The organism is Hymenobacter sp. YIM 151500-1 (genome assembly GCF_025979885.1).
Lineage (GTDB): Bacteria > Bacteroidota > Bacteroidia > Cytophagales > Hymenobacteraceae > Hymenobacter.
This window is the reverse complement of sequence record NZ_CP110139.1, coordinates 3,476,081-3,497,059: the sequence shown is the minus strand read 5'-3', so window position 1 is coordinate 3,497,059 and position 20,979 is coordinate 3,476,081. Positions and strand designations below refer to the sequence as shown.

At 60.3% G+C, this 20,979-nt stretch carries 19 protein-coding genes; 16 read left to right on the top strand and 3 right to left on the bottom strand.

What is annotated here, in order from left to right; genetic code table 11:
• The first annotated feature begins 353 nt into the window (after positions 1–353).
• The 4 genes from rnr to OIS53_RS14655 all read left to right on the top strand — a co-directional run bounded on the left by rnr (position 354) and on the right by OIS53_RS14655 (position 5,207).
• Positions 354–2,828, top strand: a complete 2,475-nt coding sequence (gene rnr, locus OIS53_RS14670) for a ribonuclease R (protein ID WP_264679318.1) — start codon at positions 354–356, stop codon at positions 2,826–2,828.
• Positions 2,829–3,130: 302 nt separating this feature from the next.
• Complete coding sequence (locus tag OIS53_RS14665) at positions 3,131–4,102, top strand: polyprenyl synthetase family protein (RefSeq protein ID WP_264679317.1); 972 nt, start codon at positions 3,131–3,133, stop codon at positions 4,100–4,102.
• A 77-nt stretch (positions 4,103–4,179) separates the two neighbouring features.
• Positions 4,180–4,812: a rhomboid family intramembrane serine protease gene (locus OIS53_RS14660; protein ID WP_319805459.1), complete on the top strand. Its 633-nt coding sequence runs from the start codon at positions 4,180–4,182 to the stop codon at positions 4,810–4,812.
• A 113-nt stretch (positions 4,813–4,925) separates the two neighbouring features.
• A complete protein-coding gene (locus OIS53_RS14655; RefSeq protein WP_264679316.1) occupies positions 4,926–5,207 on the top strand; it encodes a PLD nuclease N-terminal domain-containing protein in 282 nt (93 codons plus the stop codon).
• A gap of 103 nt (positions 5,208–5,310) precedes the next feature.
• On the opposite strand, the gene OIS53_RS14650 is transcribed toward OIS53_RS14655, so the two are convergent.
• Entirely contained in the window at positions 5,311–5,931 is a 621-nt protein-coding gene (locus OIS53_RS14650; protein WP_264679315.1) for a hypothetical protein, read from the bottom strand.
• Between the two features lie 123 nt (positions 5,932–6,054).
• On the opposite strand from OIS53_RS14650, the gene OIS53_RS14645 reads away from it, so the two are divergent.
• Positions 6,055–6,891 (top strand): glycerophosphodiester phosphodiesterase family protein, encoded by an 837-nt coding sequence (locus tag OIS53_RS14645; RefSeq protein WP_264679314.1) that lies wholly within the window; start codon positions 6,055–6,057, stop codon positions 6,889–6,891.
• Between the two features lie 267 nt (positions 6,892–7,158).
• Positions 7,159–7,557, top strand: coding sequence for a helix-turn-helix domain-containing protein (locus tag OIS53_RS14640; RefSeq protein WP_264679313.1), 399 nt, complete (start codon positions 7,159–7,161; stop codon positions 7,555–7,557).
• 1,060 nt (positions 7,558–8,617) lie between these two features.
• Here OIS53_RS14640 and OIS53_RS14635 read toward each other — a convergent pair.
• Together OIS53_RS14635 and recF are read right to left on the bottom strand one after the other, a co-directional pair.
• Positions 8,618–8,941 (bottom strand): DciA family protein, encoded by a 324-nt coding sequence (locus tag OIS53_RS14635; RefSeq protein WP_264679312.1) that lies wholly within the window; start codon positions 8,939–8,941, stop codon positions 8,618–8,620.
• Between the two features lie 50 nt (positions 8,942–8,991).
• Positions 8,992–10,104, bottom strand: a complete 1,113-nt coding sequence (recF, locus tag OIS53_RS14630; RefSeq protein ID WP_264679311.1) for a DNA replication/repair protein RecF — start codon at positions 10,102–10,104, stop codon at positions 8,992–8,994.
• Positions 10,105–10,171: 67 nt separating this feature from the next.
• Between recF and pdhA the strand changes: the two genes are divergently transcribed.
• The 10 genes from pdhA (at position 10,172) to OIS53_RS14580 (ending at position 20,876) form a co-directional block, all read left to right on the top strand.
• The gene (gene pdhA, locus OIS53_RS14625; RefSeq protein WP_264679310.1) at positions 10,172–11,320 is read left to right on the top strand and encodes a pyruvate dehydrogenase (acetyl-transferring) E1 component subunit alpha; all 1,149 of its coding nucleotides are present in this window, start codon (positions 10,172–10,174) and stop codon (positions 11,318–11,320) included.
• 51 nt (positions 11,321–11,371) lie between these two features.
• Entirely contained in the window at positions 11,372–12,142 is a 771-nt protein-coding gene (locus tag OIS53_RS14620; RefSeq protein ID WP_264679309.1) for a tetratricopeptide repeat protein, read from the top strand.
• A 150-nt stretch (positions 12,143–12,292) separates the two neighbouring features.
• Positions 12,293–12,769, top strand: coding sequence for a 6,7-dimethyl-8-ribityllumazine synthase (gene ribH / locus OIS53_RS14615; RefSeq protein WP_264679308.1), 477 nt, complete (start codon positions 12,293–12,295; stop codon positions 12,767–12,769).
• A gap of 252 nt (positions 12,770–13,021) precedes the next feature.
• Complete coding sequence (locus OIS53_RS14610) at positions 13,022–13,405, top strand: TraR/DksA family transcriptional regulator (protein WP_264679307.1); 384 nt, start codon at positions 13,022–13,024, stop codon at positions 13,403–13,405.
• Positions 13,406–13,592: 187 nt separating this feature from the next.
• Entirely contained in the window at positions 13,593–15,398 is a 1,806-nt protein-coding gene (locus OIS53_RS14605) for a pseudouridine synthase (RefSeq protein WP_264679306.1), read from the top strand.
• Between the two features lie 77 nt (positions 15,399–15,475).
• Positions 15,476–16,219 carry a type III pantothenate kinase gene (locus OIS53_RS14600; protein ID WP_264679305.1) on the top strand — a complete coding sequence of 248 codons (744 nt, stop codon included), beginning with the start codon at positions 15,476–15,478 and terminating at the stop codon, positions 16,217–16,219.
• Complete coding sequence (locus tag OIS53_RS14595; RefSeq protein ID WP_264679304.1) at positions 16,206–17,555, top strand: OmpP1/FadL family transporter; 1,350 nt, start codon at positions 16,206–16,208, stop codon at positions 17,553–17,555. The genes OIS53_RS14600 and OIS53_RS14595 overlap by 14 nt, the downstream gene beginning before the upstream one ends.
• A 12-nt stretch (positions 17,556–17,567) precedes the next feature.
• A complete protein-coding gene (gene lptC, locus OIS53_RS14590; RefSeq protein WP_264679303.1) occupies positions 17,568–18,158 on the top strand; it encodes an LPS export ABC transporter periplasmic protein LptC in 591 nt (196 codons plus the stop codon).
• Positions 18,159–18,179: 21 nt separating this feature from the next.
• Positions 18,180–18,449, top strand: a complete 270-nt coding sequence (locus OIS53_RS14585; RefSeq protein WP_264679302.1) for a hypothetical protein — start codon at positions 18,180–18,182, stop codon at positions 18,447–18,449.
• A 297-nt stretch (positions 18,450–18,746) separates the two neighbouring features.
• Positions 18,747–20,876 (top strand): peptidylprolyl isomerase, encoded by a 2,130-nt coding sequence (locus OIS53_RS14580; protein ID WP_264679301.1) that lies wholly within the window; start codon positions 18,747–18,749, stop codon positions 20,874–20,876.
• The last annotated feature ends 103 nt before the right edge of the window (positions 20,877–20,979 follow it).

Sequence of the window (20,979 nt, the reverse complement as noted above, 5' to 3'; positions counted from 1 at the left end):
GACCGTCCTGCTGAGCTTGCCAAAGCATCTCTCCCGCAGGAGTAATCAACTAGCATCGCAACGAAGCGGGAGAGATGCTTGGCTTCGCCTTCCTTCGGTTCGACTGCGGCTGCGCACCCTGGCTTGATGCGCCACATGCTCAGCGTGACCGTCTACCTGTCGCGTCTTACCTATTACCCTTCACCTGAACTTCAACTCAGAAATAGGTATTCACTGATATATTTCGTATCATCTCTGCGAAGCTCTTGTGTGCTTCTCACCTTCACCCCGGAAAGCCTCGTATTGCTACTGCTTTCCTTTCTACCCAACCCTGCCGCCTGAGAGAAGATAAGACCCCGGCGGCCCGTTTTTACATGAAAGAACAAGACGATTCTGCTGCCCCCCGCGCCCCTCGCGCGAAGGCAGCCCGCGGCGCCAAAGCCGCTCCCGCCTCCATCGGCAAAGACCAGGTGCTACGCATCTTCACCGACCGGCCCGGCGTGGTAATTCCGTACCGCCAGCTTTCCCGCCGCCTCGGCGTGACCACCAAAGAGCAGCGCGACGAGATATTCGCCCACCTCAAGGCACTCAAGAAAACCGGCGTACTCACGCTCGTCCAGAACGACGAGTACCGCCTCACCGACCCCGCCGCTGCGGCGGCCGCCACCGTGCCGCCCAGCAGCCGGCGCCGCGGCGCCCGGCCCGTGGAGGCCGAGTTCGGCCAGGACCCCGTGGTGCACCGCCGCCGCGAGGCTGGCTTCGACTTCCCCGGCGACGCCCGGCCCGCCAGCCGCCGCCGCGCCGAGTTCGAGGGCGGCGACACGGTGGAGGGCATCGTAGACCTGGCCACCCAGAAGTTTGCCTTCGTGGTGAGCGAGGACAGCGAGGACGACATTCGCGTGTACACCGACCGGCTCCAGTTTGCCCTGGATGGCGACAAAGTGCGCGTGCGGCTGCGCGGGGCCCGCGACGGCAAGCCCGTCGGCGACGTGGTGGAGGTGCTGGAGCGCCGCCGCGCCGAGGTGGTCGGGCGCCTGCACGTGCAGGGCGGCATCGGCTTCGTGAAGCCCGACAACCGCAAAATGTACTTCGAGGTGCTGGTGCCCTTTGAGCAGCAGCACGGCGCCCGCCACGGCGAAAAAGTGCTGGTGCGCATCAACGAGTTTCCGCAGGACTCCGGCATGCTGCCGGTGGGCGAGGTGGTGCGCAACTTCGGGCCGGCCGGCCAGAACGAAGCCGAAATCAACGCCATCATGGCTGAGTTTGGCTTGCCCTTTGAATTTCCGGCCGAGGTAGAGGAAGAATCGGAAGCCATTCCGGCCGAGATACCCCAGGCCGAAATCGAGCGGCGCCGCGACTTCCGCAGCATCACCACCTTCACTATCGACCCCGTCGATGCCAAGGACTTCGACGATGCCCTGAGCATTCAGCAGCTCGAAAACGGGCACTGGGAAATTGGCGTCCACATTGCCGACGTGACGCACTATGTGCAGCCCGGCATGGCCCTGGAAAAGGAGGCCCGCTACCGCGCCACCTCGGTGTACCTCGTGGACCGCGTGATTCCCATGCTGCCGGAGCGCCTCAGCAACGGCCTCTGCTCCCTGCGCCCGAATGAGGACAAGCTGACCTTCTCGGCCGTGTTTGAGCTGGACGAAAAAGGCAAGCTCTACAACTCCTGGTTCGGCAAAACCATCATCCACTCCGACCGCCGCTTCGCCTACGAAGAAGCCCAGGAGCGCATCGAAACCGGGGAGGGCGACTACGCCCAGGAAATTCAGCTCTTGAACAGCATTGCCAAGAAGCTGTGCGCGGCCCGCTTCAAGCAGGGCGCCATCAGCTTCGAGACCCAGGAAGTGAAGTTTAAGCTCGATGAGAACGGCAAGCCCCAGTACGTGTACGTGAAGGAGCGGAAGGACGCGCACAAGCTGATTGAGGAGTTCATGCTGCTGGCCAACCGCAAAGTGGCCGAGTTCGTGTTCCGCCTCAAAAACCGCAAGCCGCGCCTCACGATGGTGTACCGCGTGCACGACGCCCCCGACGAGGAGCGCCTGCAAAACTTTGCCCTCTTCGCCCAGAAGTTCGGCCACCAGCTCGACCTGAGCAACCCCAAAAAGCTGAGCACCGAGCTGAACGAGCTGAGCCACGACGTGCTGGGCCGGCCCGAGCAGAACGTCATCCAGACCCTGGCCATCCGGACCATGGCTAAGGCCACCTACACCACCGACCCGCGCGGGCACTTTGGCCTGGCCTTCGAGCACTACTCCCACTTCACCTCACCCATCCGCCGCTACCCCGACATGATGGCCCACCGCCTGCTGGAACACTACCTGCAAGGCGGCAAAAACATGGAGGTAGAGCCCATCGAAGAAGAATGCAAGCACTCGTCGGAGCGCGAGAAGCTGGCCGCCAATGCCGAGCGGGCCAGCATCAAGTACAAGCAGGTGGAGTTCTTGCAGGACCGCATCGGCGACACGTTCAAAGGCGTGGTGTCGGGCCTGACGGAGTGGGGACTGTATGTCGAAATCGAGGAGAACAAGTGCGAAGGCATGGTCCGCGTGAGCGACATTCCCGGCGACTTTTTCGAGCTGGATAAAGACAACTACCGTCTCGTCGGCCAGCGCACCAAGCGCATCATCCAGTTCGGCGATGAGCTGCAAGTAGTAGTGAAAGCCGCCAACCTTCTGGACCGCACCATCGACTTCGAACTGGTAGACAACCGCCCCGATTTCGTGAAGCGCCGCGAGCAGGAGGAGCGCGACACCCGCCGCGAATCCCGCCGCGGCCACCGCCCCGAACGCAGCAGCGGAGGCGGCAAGCCCGGCGGTGGAGGCGGCAAGCGCCGGCGGTAACTGTCATTGCGAGGACGAAGGACGAAGCACCCGCAGGAAGGCGCAGCCAATCCGTCCTTGTCAGGGTGAGAAACTCTGACCTAGCAGAAAGCCCCTGACATTAGCACGATGTCAGGGGCTTCGTGTGTGATGTCTGGCTTCCCCGGCCCCTTCTCCGGAGAAGGGGCCGGGGGATAGGCACACGGCGGGGGGCTCGGACTCTTGGTACCCCGTGAAGGATGGATTGGTGCGGATGCTTCGCCCCTGCCTCGCAATGACAATGGCTTCCGTACCTTTCCTTCCTGAACCGCACCCCCGTTTCTGTGGACCTTTCCTACTTCTCAAACCAACTTTCCGCGGGCCTAGCCCAATTGCACTACGGCGAGCAGCCCGCGGCCCTCTACGAACCCATCCGCTACATCATGGGCCTGGGTGGCAAACGCATCCGGCCCCTGCTCACCTTGCTCGGCGCCCACCTGTTCACCGACGACCTCAGCCCCGTCATCAAGCCAGCCCTGGCTACCGAAGTCTTCCACAACTTCACCCTTCTGCACGACGACCTGATGGACCAGGCGCCCCTGCGCCGCGGCCACGCCACTGTGCACGAGAAGTGGAACCCCAACGTAGCCATCCTGAGCGGGGACGTCATGCTGGTGCGAGCCTACGAGCTGCTGCTCGACGTGCCGCCGCCGCTGCTGGCCCACGTGCTGCGCCGCTTCTCCCAAACCGCCGCCGAGGTGTGCGAGGGCCAGCAGTGGGACATGAACTTCGAGACCGAAGCCCAGGTCAGCATCGAGCAGTACCTCGACATGATTCGGCTGAAGACGGCCGTGCTGCTGGGGTTTGCCCTGGAGCTGGGCGCCCTGCTCGGCGGCGCCTCCCGCGCCGATGCCGACCACCTGCGGCAGTTCGGTACCGACATCGGCTTGGCCTTCCAACTGCGCGACGACCTGCTCGATGTGTACGGCGACGCCGCCACCTTCGGCAAGCGCGTGGGCGGCGACATTGTGTCGGACAAGAAGACCTTCCTGTTGCTCACGGCCCAAGCCCAGGCCAACGCCACCCAGCAAGCCATACTGGCCCGCCACATCGGCCAGCCCGCTCTGGACGCCGAGGCCAAAGTACAGGCCGTGCGTGCCATCTACGACGAGCTTGAAATACGCCCGCAGACCGAAGCACTCATCAACGATTACTTCCAGGACGCCTTGCATCATTTGGAGCGCGTGGCGGCCCCCGAAACGCGCAAAGAGCCGCTGCGCCGCCTGGCCTTGCAGCTCATGGAGCGGGAGCAGTAGAAATCAATACCCCGAAGCACAACTTTCGGATACTGACTCTGCTCGCCTCCACTACCTGAACATTTTTCCTTTTTTCTATGCTTTCTTTGAGCCCCACGCTGGTCCTGACGATTCTTACCTGCGGCATTTCGCTTTACGCCTGGTCGAACCAGGAGCTGCTGAACAGCTGGATTCTGGACCCCTACCGCGTTAAGCGGTCCAATGAGTGGTACCGCTTCCTGACCTCCGGCTTCCTGCACGCCGACTGGGGCCACCTGCTGTTCAACATGCTGGCCTTTTACTCGTTTAGCCGGGTGGTGGAGAGCATCTACACCCAGGTTTTCGGGCCAACTACTGGCTTGTTGCTGTTTCTGCTGCTGTATCTCGGTGGCATCATCCTGTCTGACATTCCCACCTACCTGCGCCACCGCGACGACCCCGGTTACCGCAGCCTCGGAGCCTCGGGCGGGGTAGCTTCGGTGTTGTTTGCTGCCATCTTGTTCAATCCTACCGGCGGCATTCTTATCTTCCCCATTCCCTTCGAGATTCCCGGTTTCATCTTCGGTTTGCTGTACCTGGCGTATTCCTACTACATGGGCCAGCGCCGTGGCGACAATATCAACCACGATGCCCACTTCTACGGTGCCCTGTACGGCATCGTGCTGACGCTCATCCTGATACCCCGCGTTGGGCCTCTTTTTTGGGAGCAAATCAGGGATTTTATTGCGTAAATAATTGATATACAGCATGATGTGTTTGCACAAGGGTCTGGTTGATATCTAATTGTAAGCCTGTGCGTAGAAGCCCCCAAATCTCTTTCCCAACTTCTACACTCCCTGCACCCATGCACAAGCTACTTAACCTTTCTTCCAGCCGTTCGCTTTCCGTAACCGGCATTCTGACCATGCTGCTGTCGTTTGTGCTGAGCAGCTGCGGCCGCACCCGTAACGCCGATGGTTCGTTGACTACGGCCGGAATTATCCACTTGATTCTGGCGGTGTATGCGCTGTACCGCTTGTTCCAGCAGCCGTGGTCATTGGGCAAAAAGCTGATTTGGGGTCTGATTATTTTCTTCTTCCCCTTCCTAGGTTCCCTGGCTTTCCTGCTGTTCGGTAAAGACAACTAGCCAACTTCTCTCAATTGAAACAAACAGCCCCGCTACTCACTGGAGTAGCGGGGCTGTTTGCATGAGTGGCATGAGGGGCTGGCGACGACGCTATTTTGCTAGACTAGTTTCTTAGGAGACGTTGTTTCTCCAAACGAGCCACGCTACGCAGCAGGGCCCCAGCGTTGGCAATACGGGTGGCTTGCCAATAGGTGCCCTGGTTCCGCATTTGCACTTCCAGCACCAAGGTGGTATCGTACCGCGGCTGCGTGAATTCCAAACCTACAATGGCCTGGTCTGCTTGCCGGCGAGTGTATTTCACCCCTTTGAACTGCCCTCCCGAGCCAAACAGTGCCCCACCCGCCCCCAGCACCGAAACACCGAGTGGCCCTTGGGCCTGGGCGGCTGCTTCCACCGAGCCCGTTTCGATATAACGCCTTACTTGCGCGCGGGTCGTTTGGGCCAATTGGGGTTTAAGCAGCTGTAAAGCAGGCCCCAGCCGAACGGCGTTGCCGGGAAAGAGGTCATTCAGAACGTCGGCTTGCGCTGCTACGTCGTCCACGAGGTTGTCGGCCACGCTGCGTACGTCCACGTGCTTCTCGAAAGCGGCTATGTCGTGCGTTTGTGCGGCTTTAGCGGCCTGTAGCAGGGCATACTCGGGCGTAGTCGTCAGATGACGGTAATACCAGGCAGCGCCGGCGGCAGCCAGCACCAGAATGAACAACAAGAAGCGGGATTTGGTCATACGTGCGAAATATGGTGCTGGAAACTAGTTCAAGAATACAGTGAATGCGCCGCCTGGCAAGTGGTAACGGCGCGTTGCTGCGGGTATACGTAAGCAAGGGGCAGCGCCAACCAGATTTTGTGTATGCACCCAACAAGCCATTTCCCTGAAGTGCACGGCCACAGAGGATGCCGGGGGCTACGCCCCGAAAACACGCTGCCAGCCTTCCTACACGCCTTGCAACTCGGGGTTAATGTGCTGGAACTGGACGTGGTTATTTCTGCCGATAAGCAGGTTGTGGTTTCGCATGAACCGTGGTTTTCGGCCGCCATCTGCCGCACTCCCGATGGCCAGCCTATACTGCCCACTGAGCAGCAAGCCCACAACATCTACCAGCTCAGCTACGCCGAAATTCAGCGCTATGACTGCGGCCTGACTCAGCATCCGGGCTTTCCAGAGCAGCTTACTCTGCCTGCCCACAAGCCCTTGCTCAGAACTGTCTTGGCCGAGTGTGAGCAGTACTGCCGGCGGGCTGGCCGGCCACTTGTGCGCTACAGCGTGGAGCTGAAAAGCACCGCCGTCGGCGACAACCTACGGCACCCGGCGCCGGACGTTTTTCTGGAGCTGGCGGTGGCCGAGCTGCGAGCCGCGCAGGTACTGGAACGCACGACGCTGCTATGCTTCGATAAGCGGGTGCTTCGGCAAGCGCACCAGGTGTTTCCAGAGTTGCCGCTGTGCCTGCTGGTCGAAGACGAACAACCTCTCGCATGGCACCTGGCCGAGCTGGGCTTTCAGCCGGCCGTGTACGGTCCGCACTTTCATCTGCTCACGCCCGCCCTGGTCAGCAGCCTCCGCGAGCTGGACATGCAACTCGTCCCTTGGACCGTAAACACTCCGGCCGATTTAGCCCAGGTACTCGCCTTCAAGCCAGCCGGCATCACCACCGATTATCCGGATAGACTTCTGGCTTTGCGTAGTTAGTAAAGGAACGGGGTCGTCATCCTTTAGTTGGAGGTGACAAGGGATACTGTGTATCAGCAGGTGTAACGCACACATAAGGCGTATGTGTAATAACAATTACATTGTAACACTATGCATTATTGTAACAACTCTTCTTATTACACGTTACAACGTTTGTGCACTTGTTACGTCTTGCTTGTAATACGAACAGTTTTGTTTCGCTTACGTTTGTGTAATCAGCACCCATTGCTCATATTTACACATTCCACCTCCTTTACTCCTGCAACTATGCCTCATCAAGGCGAAATCCTGCAAGAAGCAATCAAAAACAGCGGTATTTCCATTACGCGTATCGTGGAGGAGCTTGGCATTACACGTCCCACGATATACCGTAAATTCAAAGATGAGACACTTGATGCATCATTTGTAAAACGCGTGGGTGAGATAATACAACACGACTTTTCTCATGACTTTACGTTACCACTACAAGCTGTAATACCGTTCACTGTAAGTAATACGGTGTCTCATGTAACAAATCATACAGAACGTGTTACAAATACTCGTACACCTGTTTCGTCAAACACGGAGGCTGACAGTCTAAAACAGCTTATGCTGCTACAGCAGAAGTATATTGCTCTGCTCGAAGCGTATAATGAGCTATTGTTAAAGGTGTACGGCCCAAAATGACAGATATGTTCCACGTGAAACATATTTGTTCCACAGTCGGTGTTCCATACTGTAATTACTAGTTGGATAGAAGCAACCCTGAGCTAAGTGACTACACGTCTAGCAACGCGGACGGGAAGATTGTGAAGTGATATGGTCAACAGGATAGCAGCTTCGTACATAGTCCATCAAGACAAGCACGAGTAGATATGTATAGAGTAAAAGAATGTAAAAGGCGAAGAACCATGGTAGCCTAACATGCAAGTCCTAAATCGAGGACAACCAACTATAGAGGTAACGCATTAGGATAGTTTACGAGGTGCCAACCTACACCTGCGCACGAACAATTTTTGAAGTAGCGCTAGTAATAGCAGATGGTAAGCAGCAAGGCTAGATAAGGGGCAAGTAAAGTCCCAACCTGAGATGTACTAGTGCTACAACTTAGGACCCTCTCATTGTAGAGAGTTCAGGTTGGCGAAGCGGTTTTCAGCAAGTCAGTCACAAGGTGGCCAGGCCTGGGCCAGCTAAGAGCACACGCGTAGCCCTAAATGAACAAAGGGCACATCAAGCGGATAACCTACACCAACAAAAGGCCATTATGCTTCGCCATGCGCAGCGTGGTCCTAACCGAATACCTATAGTAACTCAAAAAGCGTTCTGCACTATGTGTAGGACTTAACTGCCGTGGAGACACGCGCCTAGGCTACGCCGACTGGCAGTTCGCGTCCACTTTGCTTGGATGATTTACCCACGAGCAGCTGCAAACCGTAGGAGGGGATTGTCTAGAGTCGCGGCACTACAGCGGTCCGACGCTGCACCAAATCCTAACAGCTGCTTAGGAGAAATGCAGCTCGATGGTTACGAGAGCGAAATAGACAATCAAAGACAATAAGGTAACTGATGCACTGATTCTGGGTCGGCAACAGACAACCCAAATACGCGGCAGGACATAAGTGCTGGCACCTGAATTTGGACTTACTCAGAATGCCCAGCCATAAAAACTAGCTGGAGTAGATAGAGCTAAATAAAAAGCTGCACACCGGATAGGAGTGCAGCTTAACAGATATCAATAGAAGAGCTTCTACAAAAAGACAACCTCTTTAACTACTTCTTCACCCACCTCCGCATTGATGAGTTCCAGCACCCGGGTCTTCGCCATGACCAACTCGTGCTTTAAGGGCGCGGAGGAGAGGCGCACGAAAAGCTTGTTGTTGCTGACGTACAGTTGTTGAGTCTTCAGGGCTACCGCCTTGCCCATGACCCGCTCCCAACTCGAAACAACCGTTACCTCGTTGAGCTTACCTTGAAGGCGATACGCTCGTAGCAAAGCCGAAATACCTTCCTTTAACGGTTGGATGTCAGAGCTACGGGAAGTTTCGGAGCTGTAGTGTTTTTTTGAATTCATTGTGGTAATATACGCGCGAAGGTGGTGCGCAACTCAGTAAAGGTACCTGCTTACAGCGGAACCACCGACCCCGCTTCCACTCGGAACCGGCGAATCTGTTCGGACAAGGACCCAAGGATACGATCCGTACGCTCCAGGTGGGTATCGGTCAGGAATATCTGTCCAAACGTATGGTTGGCCACCAGCTGCATGAGGCGAGTGATGCGCTTCTCATCCAGGCGGTCGAAGATGTCGTCGAGCAGGAGCAAAGGCTTGTGCTGCTTGCGCTGCGCCATAATTTCAAACTGCGCCAGTTTGAGGGCAATGGCAAATGACTTCTGCTGGCCCTGTGACCCAAACCCTTTCACGCTGACTTCATCCATCAGAAAAGACACGTCGTCCTTGTGCGGACCCACGGTGGTGCGCTGCAGCGTAAGGTCTTTGCGCTCTTGAAGCCGCAGCAGCTTCAGAAAATCGGCGCCAGGTAGCTCACTCTTATAAACTAGGGTTACCTGTTCGCGGGAGTCGGCCAGTTGGGCGTAGTGACGTTGGAAGATAGGCTCAAACTCAGCCAAAAACTCCTGCCGCCGCTGGACCAGCTGCTGCCCCACGGGAGCCAGTTGCTCATCTAAGGTCAGCAGGTAGTCCCGGTCGTAGCCGGCTTGGCGGTCGGTGGCCAGCTTGAGCAGGGAGTTGCGCTGCTTCAGCAAGTGGCTGTAGCGCATCAGTTGCTCCAGGTACTCATGGTCGAGCTGGGAAATAAGGCTGTCGAAATACTTGCGCCGCTCCTCGCTGCCCTGCCGGATTAGGTCGGTGTCGTAGGGCGAGATCAGCACCACCGGGAAGCGGCCGATATGGTCGGACACCCGCTCGTAAGGCTGCTTGTCGTGGGTCAACACCTTCTTCTGGCCCAGGCGCAGGCTACACTGGATGGTTTCGGGCCGCTCGGCGGGCAGAGTGCGAAAACGTCCTTTTACCACGAAGAACTCTTCTCCCTGTTTTATGCTTTGCGTATCAGAAGGGGCAAAGGCACTCTTCGTCAGCGAGAGGTAATGGATAGCGTCGAGGAGGTTGGTTTTGCCGCTGCCGTTGTCGCCCACGAAGCAGTTGATGTGCGGTGACAGGCTCAAATTGGCTTCTTCGTAGTTTTTGAAGAACAACAGATGCAGGCTTTCGAGTATCATGCAGGGGTTCGGAAATGCAATCCTTTTACGTACTTTCGCATTCCAAACGCGAATAATTGAAAGCAAGATGGCGGAGACGAAAGTAAAGGGTGCCCCAAAGGCCTCCAATTCGGCCAACAAACCCCAGGCTACTCCCGATACGGTGAAGCAGCCCGACCCGGTGCTGCCACCCGCCAACAGCGAAGCCGCTGCCGCCACCGGAGCCCCCAAAGCTACGACCCCGGCCAACCCGGAATTCCCGAAGGAAACCTACGTGCGCTGGTATGAGCAAATGCAGCTCATGCGCAAGTTTGAGGAGAAGGCCGGCCAGCTTTACGGTCAGCAAAAAATCAAAGGCTTCTGCCACCTCTACATTGGCCAGGAAGCCTGCGTGGCCGGCGCCGTATCAGCCCTCACCAAGGGCGACAAGTGGATTACGGCCTACCGCGACCATGCCCACCCGCTGGCCCTGGGCACCTCGCCCAACGCCATCATGGCCGAGCTGTTTGCCAAAGCCACCGGCTGCTCCAAAGGCAAGGGCGGCTCCATGCACATCTTCGATAGAGAGGTAAACTTCGTGGGCGGCCACGGCATCGTAGGGGGGCAGGTACCGCTGGGTGCCGGCATTGCCTTCGCTGAGAAGTACAACAAGACCGGCAACCTCTGCATTTGCTACATGGGCGACGGCGCCGTGCGCCAGGGCGCCCTGCACGAAGCCTTCAACATGGCCATGCTGTGGAAGCTGCCCGTCATCTTCGTGGTTGAGAACAACGGCTACGCCATGGGCACCTCGGTGCAGCGCTCCTCCAACGTGACCGAGCTGTACACCCTGGGTGAGGCGTACGACATGCCCTCGGAGCCAGTGAATGCCATGAACGTAGAAGACGTGCATAACGCTGTAGCCCGCGCCGCCGAGCGGGCCCGAGCCGGCGAAGGTCCTACGTTTCTGGAGTTCAAAACCTACCGCTACAAAGGCCACTCGATGAGCGACCCGGCCAAGTACCGCACCAAGGAAGAAGTGGAAGACTACCGCTCCCGCGACTCCATCGAAGCCGTGCGCCACACCATCCTCACGCACAACATGGCTACCGAGGAAGAACTAACGGCCATTGATGAGCGCATCAAAGCTCAGGTGCAGGAGTCGGTGGAGTTTGCCGAAAACTCGCCTTACCCGACCCCCGACGAGCTGTACAAGGATGTGTACGTGCAGCAGGACTATCCCTACATCCACGACTAACCGCCGCGGACGTTTATCCGGCCCGACACGGGTCATTCTCCTCGTAATCTCATGTCAAAAATTCCCTTCACCGGTAAAAGCCCCCAGGCCCGCCAGCAGCGCGTGGCTTCCCCGGACCCCCTGCAACCGGCTGAGTCGTACAATCCGGAGCATCCCTTGCTGGAAGACCCGGACGCCCTGGCTACGCGCCTGATTGAGTCGGAAGACTTTGTGCGCCGCAACAAGAACGTGCTGCTGGGCTTGCTGGCCGCCGTGGTGCTGGCCGTAGTAGGAGGGGTGGGCTACTACATGTGGCGCTCCTCGCAGGACAGCAAAGGCCAGGCCGCCTTGTTTCCTGCTGTGAGCTACTGGGAGTCCGACTCGCTGAAGCAGGCAATGAAAGGCGACGGCAAGCACCTGGGACTGGAGCGGGTGGCTGCGGAGTACAGCGGCACCGCCGCCGGCAACCTAGCCAACTTCTACGCCGGCGTGGCCGCCCTGAAGCAAGGCCAGTACAAGCAGGCCATTGACTACCTGGAAGATTTCAGCTCCGATGACCTGCTGGTGCAGGCCCGCGCCTACTCCCTGATTGGCGACGCCCACCTGGAGCTGAACCAGCCCAAAGAAGCGGCCGACTTCTACAGCAAAGCCGCCAACCACAACGCCAACGAGCAGTTCACGCCAGCCTATCTGCTGAAGGAAGCCACGGCCCGTGAGCTGGCCAAGGACTACGACGGCGCCCTGAAAGCCTACGACCAAATCCTGACCGACTACCCCGCCGCCGCTGAGGTAACGGAGGCCAAGCAATACAAGGCTCGCACCGAAGCTCAGGCCGGCAAGTAGGTTACCCGCTCTTATACGCTGCACAGAAGGCGACCCACGGGTCGCCTTCTTTTTTAGGGGCCACCGGGTCAGGGGCCGACTGCGGTGGTCAGCGTATCTTTGGCGCCGAAACCCCTGCCCACCACGTACCCAACGGCACCTCCGCAACGCATGGCAACCTCCCTCAAAAACCTGAGCGACTACACTTCCGACCATTTCATTGACATTGCCGACAAGCGGTTTGGGCTGGTGGTGGCCGAGTGGAACCGCGACATTACCGACACGCTGGCCCGCGGCGCCTACGATACGCTCATCAAGCACGGGGCCCAGCCCGACAACATCTTCCGCAATACCGTGCCCGGCAGCTTCGAGCTGACGCTGGGCGCGCAGCTGCTGGCCCAGCACGAGGAAATTGACGCCGTCATTTGCCTGGGCGTAGTTATCAAAGGCGAAACCAAGCACGACGACTACATCTGCCACGCTGTAGCCAACGGTATTACCAACGTGGGGCTGAAGTTCAACAAGCCCGTCATCTTTGGGTTGGTAACGACGAATACGCTGGAGCAAGCCTGGGACCGGGCGGGCGGCAAGCACGGCAACAAAGGCGTGGAAGCGGCGGTGGCCGCCATCCACATGCTAGGCTTCTAGGCTTCTAGGCTCTGGCCGCTTGTTTGGCCGAGGCTGGCTGAATGTGCAACAAAACCGTAGCTTTGCGGCCGGAAATGCCGGATTGCCAGTCGGGTATCGTCTCAGCTTTCCATTCAAGCACCACTTTGGCAGCGCACCGCCGGGATAAACTTATTCGGGCAGTCTGCTGTTGGGGGCACAACCACAACACTGGCTCGGCTGAGCTTAGCCAGAACCTGTATTCTTTTAATCCTTTAATCTTCCTGTACTGACATGAGTGAAGAAGCCCTACGCTATTCCAGGGAAGACCTAGCGGAGTTTGAGCAAATCATTCAGGACAAGCTCACCGCAGCTCGCAAGGAGGTAGCGTTTATCAAAGAGACGCTGAGCCGCCGTAATGACTCGGGTACCGACAACACGGCTTCCTCGTCGAAGGTGCTGGAAGACGGAGCCGATACAGCCGAGAAAGAAAGCCTGAACCAGCTGGCCTCCCGCCAGATGAAGTTCATCCAGCAGCTGGAAAACGCCTTGGTTCGGATTAAGAACGGCACCTACGGCGTGTGCATCGGCACGGGTAAGCTTATCCCCAAGGAGCGCCTGCGCGCCGTGCCCCACACCCAGCACTCCATTGAGGCCAAAATGGCCCGCCGCGACTAACCTCGCCACCCCTCTCACACTGCCCGGACCTGCGCCCGGCGTCTCTCCTAGAGCGGAGAAGCCGCGGAGCTAGTCCGGGCACTGTTTTCTGCGGTCCGCGGTTGTACTGACCCCGGCCCTGCCACCTTTTGCTTTACTGACTTCCTCACCTTGTACCGTAGCGATACGGCACGCACGCTTCTTCCACATGGGCAAGAAACATTTCTCCGACGAGAACTCTGGTCGCCGCGACCGAAACCCCAACCGTACCAATAAGCCCGGCGCTGGTGGCGAGGGCTTCCGCAAGTTTATGGGTCCTGACCGGGGCCGCGACGAGCGGTCCGGCGGTGCCCCCCGCTTCGGCGGCCCCGATGCGCCCCGTGGCCGCGCGGGGGAGCGTCCTGCTTTCGGCCGCTCGTCGGGCAGCGGTTTCGGTGCCCCTAAGAAGTTTGGCGGCTCTGACTTTAGCGGGCCCCGCAAGCCCGGTGCTGCTGGCTCGGGCTACGGCCGGGGCGGCGAAGGACGGTTCAACGATACCGACTCCCGGCGCTCTTTCGGTAGGGGAGAGGAGCGTGACGAGCGGCCTGCCCGGCCTTACGCCCCCCAAAAAACCTGGAGCGGCCAGCCGTATCGGACGGAGGGCAAGTCGGCCGTGCCCCGCGGCCTGCCGGGTGAGCGGAACCGGAAGTTTGTAAAGCAAAACCCGAACGAGCGGGACGACGCCCGCCCAGGCGGCTTCCGCCCGGCTGGTGGTGGTCCTGGCCAGGCTCCCCGTTTCGATAGTGCCGGCCGCGAGATTCGCCCGGCCCGGCCGTTCGACTACCGCAGCCGCCCCGATGGGCTGGGAGAGGAACGCCCCACCGGCAACAGAGAAAACAGCCGCCGTGACGACGACCGTCGCGGCGATGCTCGTCGTGACGAAGGCCGCCGTGGCAGCGACTTTGGCAGCGACAAACGCGACTTTGAGCCCCGCAAGCCAGCCGGCGGATTTCAACGGCGGGAGGGAGGCTTTGGGGGCGGCAGCTTTGGCGAGCGGCCCACCGCTCGTCCTAGCCGCTTCGGCAACGACCGGGACGCCCGCGACCCCCGCGGCGGTGCGGGCCGCCGGGAGGAGCGGCCGTTTGCGGAGCGCCCCGACCGCCCAGTCAATAAGCGCACGGGCCGCGACCTGGACTCCAACCAAGCCGGCAAGCGCAAGTACGGCGAGGTAGCCGGCGAGGCGCCCGATTACAAAAACCTCAGGCACTACGAGGAAGACCGTAGCCGCGGCAACAAGCGCCGCCGTACGGAGTCGGACGCCGAAACCGACGAAACCCGCCTCAACCGCTATATCGCCAATGCCGGCATCTGCTCCCGCCGCGAGGCCGACGCGCTGATTGCGGCCGGGGAAATCAAGGTAAACGGCCAGGTGGTGACGGAAATGGGCTATAAGGTGCAGCCCGGCGACACGGTGCAGTACGGCAAAACCAACCTGAATCGGGAGAAGCTGGTGTACGTGCTGCTCAACAAGCCCAAGGACTTCATCACCACCACCGACGACCCCGAAGGCCGCCGCACCGTGATGGACCTGGTGGCCGGTGCCTCTAAGGAGCGCGTCTTCCCGGTGGGCCGCCTCGACCGCAACACCACGGGCTTGCTGCTGTTTACCAACGACGGGGAGGTGGCGCAGAAACTTTCGCACCCCTCGCACCGCAACAAGAAAATCTACCAGGTGGAGCTGGACAAGCCGCTGACCGAAGAGCACCTGCGCCAGATTGCGGAAGGCGTGGAGCTGGAAGACGGTAAAGCCGAAGTGGACGACGTAGCCGTGGTAGCCGGCAATCCGCACTTTGTGGGCATCGAGCTGCACATTGGCCGCAACCGTATCGTGCGCCGCATCTTCGAGCACCTGGGCTACGACGTGGTAAGCCTGGACCGGGTGCAGTACGCCGGCCTGACCAAGAAAGACCTGCCCCGCGGCAAGTGGCGCTTCCTCAACGAGAAAGAAGTTATCCGCCTGAAATATTTCATGTAGCCACGCAACCGCCCGGCTACCGGGCGGCTCTAACGGGGGAGGCATTTCTCCTCACTTTTCACCTCTTTCCCTACTCTGTGCGCGCACTGGCTTTGGACATTGGCAACACGGCCATCAAGTACGGGTACTTTGAAGGTGACGGGCTGGTGGAAAATGCCGCGGGCCTGACGGCTGACCAGCTGCGGGAGCAACTGCCGCGCCTGCGTCCTGAAGCGGCCATTGTGTCGTCGGTGGCGGAACCGGGGGCAGCGTGGGCAGCGGAGTTGCGGGCCGTGGTGGCGGGGCCAGTGCTGGAGTTTGTGCCGGCCGCTACGCCGCTGCCCCTGCACAATGCCTACGCCACGCCGCACACCCTGGGCGCCGACCGACTGGCCGCGGCCGTGGGGGCCGCCTGGCTGCTACCGGCCCGCACCACCGTGGTGCTCGACGCCGGCACGGCCATTAAGTGCGACCTGGTGGAGGGCGGCCATACGTTTCGGGGGGGCAGCATTGCGCCGGGCCTGGCCATGCGGTTTCGGGCGCTGGAGGTGTTTACGGGGCGGCTGCCGCTGGTAGCAGTTCCCGCCGACCCGGCTGCTCCCGTACCGCTCACCGGCACCGATACGCAGTCGGCTATCCGGAGCGGGGTGCTGAACGGGGCTGCGGCCGAGGTGCAGGGAATGCTGGACGCCTACCGGCGGCAGTTTCCGCAGCTGGCCGTGGTGCTGGCCGGGGGTGATGCCGGCTTTTTCTACGCCCGTTTGAAAGGACCTATCTTTGTTGTTCCGGAGCTTGTGTTGATTGGGCTCCACCGAATTCTAGTACACCATGTCTCAACGTAATTGTGCCGGCCGCGCCGGGGGTCTTTCGCTGCTGGGGTTGCTGGTGGCTACGTTTGCACACGGGCAGGGCCTCGGCAACTCGCCGTATTCGCGCCTGGGCCTCGGCGACGCCAACGCCAACATGGGCGGGGTGCGGCAAATGAGTATGGGCGGCATTGGGGTGGCGGCGCCCAACAGCGTCAACGTCAATGAGCTGAACCCGGCCCTGCTGTACTATACCGCCCGCACCACTTTCGAGGCCGGTTACAGCGCTCAGTTCAAAACCCTGCGCAACACGGTCAGTTCCCAGCGCACGGGCTCGGCCAACCTGAGCTACCTGTCGCTGGCCGTGCCGCTGAGCCGGCGCTGGGCCGGCGCCATTGGCCTCAAGCCCTTCAGCTCCGTCGATTACGAGTCGAACACCGTGGACCCCGTGCAGGGCGCGCCCGGCGCCCAGGTGCTCAAGCAGTACAAAGGCAGCGGCGGCCTGGCCGAGGCCTACATCGGCCAGGCCGTGCGCCTGGGCAAGAACCTGACCGTAGGCGGCTCGGCCGGCTACGTGTTCGGCAACATCGAGCAGCGCCTGGGCACGTTGGTGTCGCCGGGCGGCTCCACGCCGGCCTCGGAGCTGACCAACGACATTTTCCTGCAGGATGTGCACTACTCCGACTTCACGTTCCGGGCCGGGGCTCACTACCGCGGCAAGGTCAATGACAAGCTGAACTTCAACGTGGGCGGCGTGTACAGCTTCCCCTCGAAGCTGGATGGCGAGCGGACCACTACCTTCACCCGCGAAAATGTGGAAGGCGTAACGGTGGCCGCCTCTACGCTGGAAACCGAAGTGCCGGGCCGCGCCACCGTGCCGGGCCTGGCGCAGGTGGGCGTGAGCTTCGACAACAACCGCAGCTGGAGCCTGAGCCTGGATGCGGCCCACCAGCAGTGGTCGAAGTTCCGGGCCTTTGGCGAGCAGGGCGGCAGCTCCGGCGTGCTGCTCAGCGACACCTACCGCGTGGGCGTGGGCGGCGAACTGACCCCGGACCCGACGTCGGTGGAAAACTACTTCCGGCGCGTCACGTACCGCGCCGGCATCAACGTGGCCCAGCTGCCCTACCGTCCCGGCGGGGCCGCCCTCTACGACCGGTCCATCAGCTGGGGCTTTGCCCTGCCGCTGCCCAACGCCACGCCCCTCGACGCCACCACCATCAACCTGGGCTTCACCTACGGGCAGCGCGGCAACACCGACGTCCGCTCCCTCACCGACGGCACCCAGGAGCGTAACGTGAAAGAAAGCTACGTGCGGATGCAGCTGGGCGTGACTTTGAACAACCGCTGGTTTATCAAGCGCCGCATTGAGTAGGCTGAAGGGAAGATGAAGCAGGAAAGAAGTCAAGCACCCCGCCGCGTGTGGCTGCTAGCGGTATTGCTGCTGCCAGCAGCCGGCTGCCAGAAGTCGGACAGCGACAGTGTGACCAAGAAGGTAGCCTACAATGGCCCCATTGTGGAAACCAACAACGTGCTCATGCTAATCAGCGACTCGGCCCGGCTGCGCATCCGCCTGACTTCGCCGCTGGAGCAGCAGTTTGAGAACGGTAACATCGTGTATCCCAAGGGCGTACGGCTGACCTCGCTGGCGGCTGACGGGCGCACCGTAGCCAGCACCATTGTGGGCAACTACGGCAAGTTTGAGAAAGAGAAAAACCTGTACACCCTGCGCGGCAACGTGCAGGTGACCAACGAGCAGAAGCAGCAGACGCTCAGCACCGAAGAAGCCTTCTTCGACAAGCAAAAGGCCCAGATTTACACCCAAAAAGACGTGGCCGTGCGCGTCACCACGCCCACCGAAGTGCTGACCGGCCGGGGCCTGACTGCCAACCAGGACTTCTCGCGCTACAGCATCCTGACGCCCACCGGCATCTTCACCCTGCAAAACGCGCCGGCTCCCGACGCGCCAGCCCGCTAGCCTGCCACACCCCACGGTTTTATGAAACAATTCTGGGACCCCGGCATCAGCCGCACCATCCTGTTTGTGCTGGGCGTGTTCACGTTTGTGGTGGCCTGCTACCAGACCCTGGCCAGCGGCAGCATGGATGGCCTCTACGACAACTACTGGCTGTTCATGCTGTCCTTCGGGCTGATTATCTGGCTGCGCTACCTGCGGCAGCGCGACAAAATAGCCGCCGCCGAGGCCGAAGCCGCCCGCAAAGCCACCGAAGCCGCCAGCAAGAAAGCGGCGAAGAAGGGGAGGAGGTAAAGGGTGACACGTGACAGGTGACAAGTAGCCCGTCATGCTTCATCAAGCGTCCGCCTGTCGAAGCATCTCTCCCGCTTCGTTGCAGTCGTCAGAAAGCAGCCAGCGGGAGAGACGCTTGGCTTCGCTGACCTTCGGTTCGACTGCGCCTGTGCCTGCGCTCAGCAGGACCATTTCCCTTACCTGTTACGTGTCACCTGTCACCCTGTAACCATTTACCTCACTACCACCTCACCTCTCACCCTTTTTTGGTTATTTTGCGCCTCAATCCACTCTTCTACTGTGCTTTTCTTCAAGTAAATGGCATTAATTAACACGATTCGGGAAAAATCGGGCTGGGCAATCGGGGCCATCATCATTGGCCTGCTGCTCTTTATGCTGGGCGGCGACTTCCTGTACGGCCGCAACAGCTTCTTCAGCCAGAACGACACCGTGGTGGGCGAGGTGGCCGGCGAAAAAATAGACCGGGAAACCTTTGAAGCTACGCTGGAGCAAGCCAAGCAGGCCTTTATCCAGCAGCAGGGCCGCCAGCCCGACGAGCAGGCCATGGGCTACCTGCGCGACCAGGCCTGGAACCAGACCCTCTACCGCATTGCCTTTAAGAAGGAGTTCGACAAGCTGGGCCTGAAGGTGTCGGACGAAGAAATAACCGACATGGTGCAGGGCGAAAACCCCCACCCCAGCATCCGCCAGGCCTTCACCAACCCCCAAACCGGGCAGTTTGACCGAGCCAAGGTGTTGGAGTACCTGCGCAACCTCGACAAGGCCCCGCCCCAGGCTAAGGAGGCCTTCCTTAACTTCGAGGCAAACCTGGGCCCCGAGCGCCTGAGCATTAAGTACACCAACCTGCTCAAGCAGAGCACCTACGTGACGACGGCCGAGGCCAAGCGCTTTCACGAAGCCCAGAACAGCCGCGCCAACCTGCGCTACCTGTTCGTGCCCTACTACTCGCTGTCGGATTCCAGCGTGAAAGTGACCGACGAGCAGCTACAGGCCTACCTCGACAAAAACCGGGGCCGCTACAAGGTAGAAGATGGCCGCAGCATCGAGTACGTGGCTGTGCCGGTGGTGGCTTCGCGGGAAGACAGCGCCGCCGTGCGCAAGACGGTGGAGGAGCTGGCCGCTCAGTTTGCCACGGCTACCAACGACTCCGCCTTTGTGAAGCTGAACTCGGACGCGCCCTTCAACGGTGCCTACCTCTCGCCGGCCGACCTGCCCGAGAAGCTGCGCCAGCAGCTGCCCCTGCAAGTAGGCAAGGTGTACGGCCCCTTCGCCGAAAACGGCACCTACTCGCTGTTTAAGGTGATGAACCAGAAGCCCGGCGCCCAGGCCGCTGCCCGCGCCAGCCACATCCTCATCAAAGCCGAGGGCACCACGCCCGAGGCCGATGCTGCCGCCAAAGCCAAGGCCAACGAGGTGCTGGCCAAAATCAAGGGCGGCGCCGACTTTGCCGCCATGGCCCGCCAGTACGGCTCGGACGGTACCACTGCCACCGGCGGCGACCTGGGCTGGTTCCAGCAGGGCCGCATGGTGCCGGAGTTTGAGAAGGCTGTGTTCGGGGCTACCTCGGCCGGCTTGCTGCCCGCTCCGGTGAAAACTTCTTTCGGCTACCACATCATCAAAATCACGGCGCCCAAAACCTCGCAAACCTACCAGGTAGCCGCCGTGCAAAAGAGCATTCAGCCCTCCGACGCTACCCGCGACGCCGCCTACCAGAAAGCCCAGCAGCTGAAGGGCGAAGCCACCAACCTGGAGTCGTTCCGCCGGGCCGTAGCCAAGGATAAGAGCCTGCAGAAGGTAGAAGCCAAAAACCTGGGCCGCGGCGACTTGGCCGTGAACAACCTGCAAGGTGCCCGGGAGCTGGTGCGCTGGGCCTACGGCGTGAACCTAACCTCCGGCAAAGAAACCGAAGTAGGCGACGTGTCAGAGGTATTTGAAATCGGCGACCAGTACGTTATTGCCGTGCTCACCGGCGAGCGGGGCAAAGGCACCGCCGACCTGGCCAGCGTGAAGCCCGAAATCACGGCTGCCGTGCGCAACGAGTTGAAGGCCGAGCAAATCATCAACAAGCTAAAAGGCAAGAAAGGCACCCTGGAGCAGATAGCCCAGGCCTACGGTGCCGCCGCCCAGGTGCGCACCGCCGATGGCGTGGTGCTGGGCCAGGGCCAGATTCCGGGCCTCGGCAACGAGCCGGTAGCCGTGGGCAAAGCCTTTGGCCTGAAACCCGGTCAGAAGTCGGAACCCCTGGCCGGGGAGCAGGGTGTGCTACTAGTGGAGCCCGTAACGGTGCAGCCTGCCCCCGCCCCCGCCGACCTGAAACCCATCCGCCAGCAACTGGCCACCCAGCGCGCCGCCCGCACCGACGGCCTCACCTACGAAGCCATCAAGCAGCACGCCAACGTGAAAGACAACCGCACCAAGTTCTTCTAAGCCGCAGCTTGGTCCTCACAAACACAAGAGCCACTTCCCTTGAGGAGTGGCTCTTGTGTTTGTGAAGCCTAGTTGTGCTGGTATTGTCATGCTGAGCCCCGCG

Excerpts from the sequence above, each read along its gene's own strand:
- recF (WP_264679311.1), bottom strand. The coding sequence starts at position 10,104 with ATGATACTCGAAAGCCTGCATCTGTTGTTCTTCAAAAACTACGAAGAA.
- OIS53_RS14595 (WP_264679304.1), top strand. The coding sequence starts at position 16,206 with ATGTCTCAACGTAATTGTGCCGGCCGCGCCGGGGGTCTTTCGCTGCTG.
- OIS53_RS14620 (WP_264679309.1), top strand. The coding sequence starts at position 11,372 with ATGTCAAAAATTCCCTTCACCGGTAAAAGCCCCCAGGCCCGCCAGCAG.
- lptC (WP_264679303.1), top strand. The coding sequence starts at position 17,568 with ATGAAGCAGGAAAGAAGTCAAGCACCCCGCCGCGTGTGGCTGCTAGCG.
- ribH (WP_264679308.1), top strand. The coding sequence starts at position 12,293 with ATGGCAACCTCCCTCAAAAACCTGAGCGACTACACTTCCGACCATTTC.
- pdhA (WP_264679310.1), top strand. The coding sequence starts at position 10,172 with ATGGCGGAGACGAAAGTAAAGGGTGCCCCAAAGGCCTCCAATTCGGCC.
- OIS53_RS14640 (WP_264679313.1), top strand. The coding sequence starts at position 7,159 with ATGCCTCATCAAGGCGAAATCCTGCAAGAAGCAATCAAAAACAGCGGT.
- OIS53_RS14585 (WP_264679302.1), top strand. The coding sequence starts at position 18,180 with ATGAAACAATTCTGGGACCCCGGCATCAGCCGCACCATCCTGTTTGTG.
- OIS53_RS14645 (WP_264679314.1), top strand. The coding sequence starts at position 6,055 with ATGCACCCAACAAGCCATTTCCCTGAAGTGCACGGCCACAGAGGATGC.
- OIS53_RS14605 (WP_264679306.1), top strand. The coding sequence starts at position 13,593 with ATGGGCAAGAAACATTTCTCCGACGAGAACTCTGGTCGCCGCGACCGA.
- rnr (WP_264679318.1), top strand. The coding sequence starts at position 354 with ATGAAAGAACAAGACGATTCTGCTGCCCCCCGCGCCCCTCGCGCGAAG.
- OIS53_RS14650 (WP_264679315.1), bottom strand. The coding sequence starts at position 5,931 with ATGACCAAATCCCGCTTCTTGTTGTTCATTCTGGTGCTGGCTGCCGCC.
- OIS53_RS14610 (WP_264679307.1), top strand. The coding sequence starts at position 13,022 with ATGAGTGAAGAAGCCCTACGCTATTCCAGGGAAGACCTAGCGGAGTTT.
- OIS53_RS14635 (WP_264679312.1), bottom strand. The coding sequence starts at position 8,941 with ATGAATTCAAAAAAACACTACAGCTCCGAAACTTCCCGTAGCTCTGAC.
- OIS53_RS14660 (WP_319805459.1), top strand. The coding sequence starts at position 4,180 with ATGCTTTCTTTGAGCCCCACGCTGGTCCTGACGATTCTTACCTGCGGC.
- OIS53_RS14580 (WP_264679301.1), top strand. The coding sequence starts at position 18,747 with ATGGCATTAATTAACACGATTCGGGAAAAATCGGGCTGGGCAATCGGG.
- OIS53_RS14655 (WP_264679316.1), top strand. The coding sequence starts at position 4,926 with ATGCACAAGCTACTTAACCTTTCTTCCAGCCGTTCGCTTTCCGTAACC.